This window comes from Bradyrhizobium jicamae, assembly GCF_018130215.1.
Classification (GTDB): domain Bacteria; phylum Pseudomonadota; class Alphaproteobacteria; order Rhizobiales; family Xanthobacteraceae; genus Bradyrhizobium; species Bradyrhizobium jicamae_A.
In genome coordinates, this window is record NZ_JAFCKQ010000024.1 from 101,892 (window position 1) to 108,083 (window position 6,192).

7 protein-coding genes and 1 tRNA gene are annotated in these 6,192 nt (G+C 63.5%); 7 read left to right on the top strand and 1 reads right to left on the bottom strand.

What is annotated here, in order from left to right:
* Positions 1 to 132 precede the first annotated feature (132 nt).
* The 5 genes from JQ586_RS24070 (at position 133) to JQ586_RS24090 (ending at position 4,972) form a co-directional block, all read left to right on the top strand.
* Positions 133 to 357, top strand: coding sequence for a hypothetical protein (locus JQ586_RS24070; protein ID WP_212397093.1), 225 nt, complete (start codon positions 133 to 135; stop codon positions 355 to 357).
* Positions 330 to 638: a hypothetical protein gene (locus tag JQ586_RS24075; RefSeq protein WP_212397110.1), complete on the top strand. Its 309-nt coding sequence runs from the start codon at positions 330 to 332 to the stop codon at positions 636 to 638. Before JQ586_RS24070 ends, JQ586_RS24075 begins: the two co-directional genes overlap by 28 nt.
* A 13-nt stretch (positions 639 to 651) precedes the next feature.
* Complete coding sequence (locus JQ586_RS24080) at positions 652 to 954, top strand: plasmid stabilization protein (protein ID WP_212397094.1); 303 nt, start codon at positions 652 to 654, stop codon at positions 952 to 954.
* Between the two features lie 221 nt (positions 955 to 1,175).
* The gene (locus tag JQ586_RS24085) at positions 1,176 to 3,443 is read left to right on the top strand and encodes a cation:proton antiporter (RefSeq protein WP_212397095.1); all 2,268 of its coding nucleotides are present in this window, start codon (positions 1,176 to 1,178) and stop codon (positions 3,441 to 3,443) included.
* A 302-nt stretch (positions 3,444 to 3,745) separates the two neighbouring features.
* On the top strand, positions 3,746 to 4,972 hold the full coding sequence (locus tag JQ586_RS24090; protein ID WP_212397096.1) for an ABC transporter substrate-binding protein: 1,227 nt from the start codon (positions 3,746 to 3,748) through the stop codon (positions 4,970 to 4,972).
* A gap of 32 nt (positions 4,973 to 5,004) precedes the next feature.
* Here JQ586_RS24090 and JQ586_RS24095 read toward each other — a convergent pair whose 3' ends face one another.
* Positions 5,005 to 5,448: a hypothetical protein gene (locus tag JQ586_RS24095; RefSeq protein WP_212397097.1), complete on the bottom strand. Its 444-nt coding sequence runs from the start codon at positions 5,446 to 5,448 to the stop codon at positions 5,005 to 5,007.
* A 213-nt stretch (positions 5,449 to 5,661) separates the two neighbouring features.
* On the opposite strand from JQ586_RS24095, the gene JQ586_RS24100 reads away from it, so the two are divergent.
* Both JQ586_RS24100 and JQ586_RS24105 read left to right on the top strand, forming a co-directional pair.
* Positions 5,662 to 5,955 carry a hypothetical protein gene (locus JQ586_RS24100; RefSeq protein ID WP_212397098.1) on the top strand — a complete coding sequence of 98 codons (294 nt, stop codon included), beginning with the start codon at positions 5,662 to 5,664 and terminating at the stop codon, positions 5,953 to 5,955.
* A gap of 73 nt (positions 5,956 to 6,028) precedes the next feature.
* A tRNA-Arg gene (locus tag JQ586_RS24105) sits at positions 6,029 to 6,105 on the top strand.
* The last annotated feature ends 87 nt before the right edge of the window (positions 6,106 to 6,192 follow it).

A 6,192-nucleotide genomic window follows, 5' to 3' on the forward strand; every position in this document is an offset into this window, starting at 1 on the left:
TCAGCTTCTTGCTTTGACACGCTTTTTTCGCGCGGACCGGTATCACCTTCGCTTGAAAACGCTCCAGGAACAGTCGCCTTGCGCAGGCGTTCTCGATTGGTCAGGTGCGACGCCGCGCCGCTGAGGACCGTCATGCCCTTTGCACTGTTCGACCGTGACAAGCAGATCGACCAGGCCTTTCCGACCGAAAGCGAAGCCTGGGAGCACGCGCTGGTCTGCGGCCTCGTGCTCGATGTACCAATCGCGGATGAAGCACCCGGCGAGGCGCTGCCGACCGGCTATCACATGAAACAGGTTTCCGGCGAAGACCTGTTCGATGCGGCGCCCGAATGGAAGCTGCCGAAACAGATTTCGTGACGGCACGTCAGAGTGCACGTGACGCGCCGGCCAATGACAGGAATGACGGCATGTTCGAAACCGGCAAAATTGTTCGCGTCCGTTGTGTCGACAATACGCTGCAGCGGGACATCCTCTCGGTGGGGGCCATCTACGAGGTGACCGGAGAACGAGACGATTACTATGAGCTGAGCGGATTGGGCCGCTTCAGCCGGTCGAGGTTTGAGATCGTCGATCAGCAAGACGCCGCCAATGATGCCGCCAATGATGACGTGGCCCGACGGATGTCACGATCGGGATAGACAGGAGATCGCAATGCCCAGAGGCGACAAGTCCGCCTATACCGACAAGCAGAAGCGGCAGGCCGAGCACATCGAGGAGGGCTACGAGCAACGCGGCGTCGGCGAGCGCGAGGCTGAGCGCCGCGCCTGGGCCACCGTCAACAAGGAAACGCACGGCGGCAAGAAAAGCGGCTCGGGGCGCGGCAAGACCGAGAATCACGCGCCGTCGCGCAAGGGCGGCAAACTCGGCGGCAAGGCAGCCGCAAGCCGCCCCGCGGCAGCGCGATCGCGCTCGGCGAAGAAGGCAGCCCGCACCCGCAAACGCCGCGCGGCGTGACCTGATCCGGCCAAACGCGCAGGGTTGGTGCGCAGGGTCGCCGTCAAATCTCTCCGACACTCGTCGTGCCCGGGCTTGTCCCGGGTGTCCGCGTGCCGAAACCCGCATGCGCAAGGGCCTCTCCGGTTCCGGTGGATCGCCTCGGGAACCTGCGCGTTGATCTGACAGACGAAACGCGCAGGGCCGATCGCCTGCGGGCAAAAGCGGGAATTGGAGTTCCGATGGTCATCCGCTGGGCGCGGCTTCAGCCGACGATCTGGACGGCCGTGATCACCCTGATCGCATGCCTGACCGTGGCCCACGCAGAGGGCCGCGACGCCGCCAAGCCTTCCGAATTCGTCCTGCTCGCCCAGATCGTGCTGCTGATCGCAGTCGGGCGCGGCCTGGGCGAGCTGATGCAGCGCATCGGGCAGCCCTCCGTCATCGGTGAGCTCCTCGGTGGCCTCCTGCTCGGCCCATCCCTGTTCGGCTGGCTCTGGCCTTCGGCGCAAGGCGTGATCTTTCCGTCGTCGGGCGAGCAGAAGGCACTGCTCGACGGCATCGCGCAATTCGGCATCCTGCTGCTGTTGCTGCTGACCGGAATGGAGACCGACCTCAAGCTGGTGCGCAAGGTCGGCCGTGCCGCCGTGACGATCTCGATCGCAGGCATTGCAGTGCCGTTCGTTTGCGGCTTTGCACTCGGCGAATTCCTGCCGCAAGACCTGCTGCCGCATCCCGAGGCGCGGCTGATCGCTTCGCTCTTTCTCGGCACTGCGTTGTCGATCTCGTCGGTCAAGATCGTCGCCGTCGTGGTGCGCGAGATGAACTTCATGCGGCGCAACGTCGGCCAGATCATCGTCGCCTCCGCGATCCTCGACGACACGATCGGCTGGATCATCATTGCCATGATCTTCAGCCTCGCCTCGCACGGCAGGCTCGACCTGGCGTCCGTCGCGCAGGCGCTGTTCGGCACCCTCGCCTTCCTTGCGGTCAGCTTCACGATCGGCAGGCGGCTGGTGTTCCGGCTGATCCGCTGGGCCAACGACGCTCTGGTGAGCTCGGCCGCCGTCATCACCGTGATCCTGCTGCTTATGAGCGTGATGGCGATGATCACGCATCTGATCGGCGTCAACACCGTACTCGGCGCCTTCGTCGCCGGCATGCTGGTCGGGGAATCCCCGATCCTCACCCGGCAGATCGACGAGCGGCTGCGCGGGCTGATCTCGAGCCTGTTCATGCCGGTGTTCTTCGGTCTCGCCGGGCTGAGCGCCGATCTGACCGTGCTGAAGGACCCTTCGCTGCTACGGCTGACCGCGGCGCTGGTGCTGATCGCAAGCGTCGGCAAGTTCGGGGGCGCGTTCGTCGGCGGTGCGCTCGGCGGGCTGAGCCGACGGGAATCCTACGCGCTCGCCAGCGGCATGAATGCGCGCGGCTCGACCGAGGTGATCATCGCGACGATCGGACTGTCGATGGGCGTGCTCAGCCAGACCATGTTCTCGATGATCGTGACCATGGCGATCCTGACCACGATGGCGATGCCGCCGATGCTGCGCGCGGCGCTGGCGCGGCTGCCGCTTGGCGAGGAAGAAAAGGAACGGCTGGCGCGCGAGGAGTTCGAGGAGCGTGGCTTCGTCGCCAATCTCGAACGCCTGCTGCTGGCCGTCGACGAGAGCGCCAACGCGATATTCGCGGCGCATCTCGCGGGCCTTCTCGCCGGCGGTCGTGGCCTTCCGATCACCGTGCTGCATGTCGGTGCGCGCGCCCGGCTGCAGGAGAAGAAGCGCGCATCGGCGGAGAGTCACGAGGCCGCGATCATCAGCGCGGCGAGGACCAGTGCGGAGGTGGAGCCCGACGGCGGCGGCCGGGTCGAGGTCCTCAGCCGGGCGCAGGAGAAGACCGCCGAGGAGGCGATCGCCGAGGAGGCCAAGAAAGGTTTCGATCTGCTCGTCGTCGGGATGGACAAGGTTGCCGGCGGCGACGGCGGCTTCGACAGGCAGATCGACGACCTGACCTCAGGCTTCGACGGCCCTCTTGCGATCGTTGCCGCCAAGGGCATTCACCGCAAGGAGCCGACCGCCAGGGCGCGAAAAATCCTCGTTCCGGTGTCCGGCAGCAACGTCTCGCGGCGCGGCGCCGAGGTTGCGATCGCGCTGGCCCGGCTCAGCCCCGAGCCGCTCCAGGTCGTGTACGTCTCGACCACGCGCGACCGGGGCGCGCGCCGCAGCAGCGCGAGCATGTCGCTGGCGCGGGAAGAAGCTATCCTGAAGGACATGGCGGCCAACGCCGCGCGCTATGACGTGCATGTCGGCACGACGTTGCGCGCCAATACCGCGCCGGAGGTGGCGATCCTGCAGGAGATCTCGGCAAGCGGCGCCGATCTCGTCGTCGTCGGGGTCGACCGCATCCGGGGCGACAGCCTGAATTTCGGCAGCGTCGCCGCCGCCGTGCTCGGCAAGTCCACGGCCTCGGTCCTGCTGGTCTCGGATGGTGAGGTCAGGCCGAAGACCTGACGCTGTCCGCGCAAGGGGTGAACATCGGAAGAGGCCGGGCTTGAAACGCCGTCACTCGTATCGCGGCAGCACGTTCACAGGGATGCAACGTTGGATGCTCGGGATGCTTGGCCGCTATCAAAGTCAGCAGGATTGACCCATCGTATCGGCGCGTAACGCGCATCGGGCACGCCGATGACATTAGGAAACGCCCGATCACATCGACATTGCCTGACATCAGGTGTTCAATGCCGGACAAGGGACCCGGAAGAGATCCTTCGAAGCCATACGACACATACTTTATTTCATTTGGGAGAAACGAGATGCTTTTCGTCGCTCGACGGCTGGCCGCGTTTTCGACCGCCATTGCTTTACTCGCTGCCTTCGAAACCTCTGCGCTTGCGCAAAAGACATACGACACCGGCGCGACCGATACCGAGATCAGAATCGGCAACATCGTGCCCTACAGCGGCCCCGCATCGGCCTGGGGCACGATCGGAAGGACCGAAGCCGCCTATTTCAAGAGGCTCAACGCCGAGGGCGGCGTCAACGGACGCAAGATCAACTTCATCAGCTATGACGACGGCTACAGTCCGGCCAAAACCGTCGAGCAGGCGCGCAAACTGGTCGAGAGCGACGAGGTCCTGCTGATCTTCAGCGCGCTCGGCACACCGACGAACTCCGCGATCCACAAATACATGAACAGCAAGAAGGTGCCGCAACTGTTCGTCGCGAGCGGCGCCACCAAATGGGATGATCCGACCGAATTCCCGTGGACGATGGGCTGGATCCCGAGCTACCAGAGCGAAGGCCAGATCTACGCGAAATACATCCTGAAGAGCATTCCGAATGCCAGGATTGCGGTGCTCTATCAGAACGACGATCTGGGGAAGGACTATCTCAAGGGCCTGAGGGACGGCCTCGGCGACATGGCGAAGTCGATGATCGTCATCGAGGAGAGCTATGAGGTCGCCGATCCCACCGTCGACGCCCACATCGTCAAGATGAAGTCACTCAACGCCAACGTCTTCGTCGACATCACCGGACCCAAATTCGCCGCGCAGGCCATCCGGAAAGCGGCCGAAATCGGCTGGAAGCCCGTGCACATGCTCGCGAGCGTCAGCGCCTCCACCGGCGCCGTTCTCCAGCCGGCGGGCCTTGAAAACTCACGGGGTGTGATTTCAGTCGCCTACATGATGGACGCGCTGGATCCGCAGTGGAAGGACAATCCCGAAATGAAGGCGTTCGACACGTTTCTTGCGCGAGATTTCCCGGAAGGCAATCGCGCCGACAGCATGATTGCGAATGGCTACACGCTCGCCAAGGCGCTGGTTCAGGTACTCAAGCAGTGCGGCGACGATCTCACGCGCGAGAACGTAATGCGGCAGGCCGCAAATCTGAAGGACCTCAAGGTCGGGATGTTGCTGCCCGGCATCACCGTGAGCACCAGCCCATCCGATTTTGCGCCGGTGAAGCAGATGCAACTGAGAAGGTTCGACGGCGCAAGGTGGGAGTTGTTTGGACCCGTCATCAGCGGCGCAAGGAGTTGAGGCCCGGGACCGAAGACCTGAGACCGAAGACCCTACCACTCGTCCGGGCAGGGATCGACGATCTTCCAGAGATCGGGGCCGTTCTTGATCTTCTTCATCTCGGTGGTGAGTCCGCCATTGCGGCGGATCCAGTCCTTCACCGTGGTGGGATAATAGGACATCAGGTCGGAGGTGCCTTCGAGGCTCGTGACCTTGATGCCGAAGGTGAAGGCCTTGTCGTAATAGGCCTGGTGGAAGCCGAGGCTGGCTTTCGGGGTGACGCAGATCTTGTTCATCGGCACGATGCCGAACACCAGCGTGCAGGCCGAGTTGCAGATGCCGTCGATGATGACGCGCTCGCCGCGGTCGCGGATCTTCTTGTACTTGGCCTTGTACTCCTCGACATAGCCGCCATGGTCGCGGGTGATGTGCAGATCCGCCCGCGCAGGCGCGGCAGCCAGGACGAGGAGCAGCAGGGCAAGGGGCGTGATGCGCATGAAACGTTCGGACCGAGGAACCTGGAGGGGGTCGGCAGGACGGACCTGACAGCAAGACTCTGGCCGGACTGTGTTGGCAATCGGTTAAGCATCCCCAAAAAGGCAGAATTTGGCGTGCTGTGACCGATTTCCCGCAGCTTTCCGCCGGATTCCGGGCTAAATGAACCCGGAATCGACCAAAAGCATCGATTCGAGCGTGACCGGAGGCCGCCAATGACCAAGATCAAGCTTTTCGCCGCTACCGCCCTTGCCGCTTCGGCCCTTGCCGTCATGGCCATTGCGCCTGCGATCGCAGCCGACCTCACCGGCTATCCGCACCACCGCCACCACCACCATTACCGGCACGCTTACTGGAGCCTGCCCTACCCGATCAGCTATATGCACAATTACGGCCCCGGCCTGATGCCCGGCAGCTTCGCCTATTACGACGGCTCGACACGCAACAAATGCTACCAGGGCTCGGCCGCCTATATCGGCCAGGACGGCCGCCGCCATCCCTGCTTCTAAGCGACGCCAGATCATCGGAACACGCGTCGCTGCTGGCCCTGTCAGGCCAAGTCTGATAATCGACGCTACCAACGCGCTCGTAGCTCAGCTGGATAGAGCATCGGATTTCGATTCCGAGGGTCGGGAGTTCGAATCTCTCCGAGCGCGCCAGGCATCCGGCTGTCCAGCCCGGACACATAGGTAACGGAACGTACCTAAGACATGGGTGACAACCTCGTGCCGAACGGATTGTCGAGG

Coding starts and splice junctions, on each gene's coding strand:
- JQ586_RS24070 (WP_212397093.1), top strand. CDS start 133: ATGCCCTTTGCACTGTTCGACCGTGACAAGCAGATCGACCAGGCCTTT.
- JQ586_RS24075 (WP_212397110.1), top strand. CDS start 330: ATGGAAGCTGCCGAAACAGATTTCGTGACGGCACGTCAGAGTGCACGT.
- JQ586_RS24080 (WP_212397094.1), top strand. CDS start 652: ATGCCCAGAGGCGACAAGTCCGCCTATACCGACAAGCAGAAGCGGCAG.
- JQ586_RS24085 (WP_212397095.1), top strand. CDS start 1,176: ATGGTCATCCGCTGGGCGCGGCTTCAGCCGACGATCTGGACGGCCGTG.
- JQ586_RS24090 (WP_212397096.1), top strand. CDS start 3,746: ATGCTTTTCGTCGCTCGACGGCTGGCCGCGTTTTCGACCGCCATTGCT.
- JQ586_RS24095 (WP_212397097.1), bottom strand. CDS start 5,448: ATGCGCATCACGCCCCTTGCCCTGCTGCTCCTCGTCCTGGCTGCCGCG.
- JQ586_RS24100 (WP_212397098.1), top strand. CDS start 5,662: ATGACCAAGATCAAGCTTTTCGCCGCTACCGCCCTTGCCGCTTCGGCC.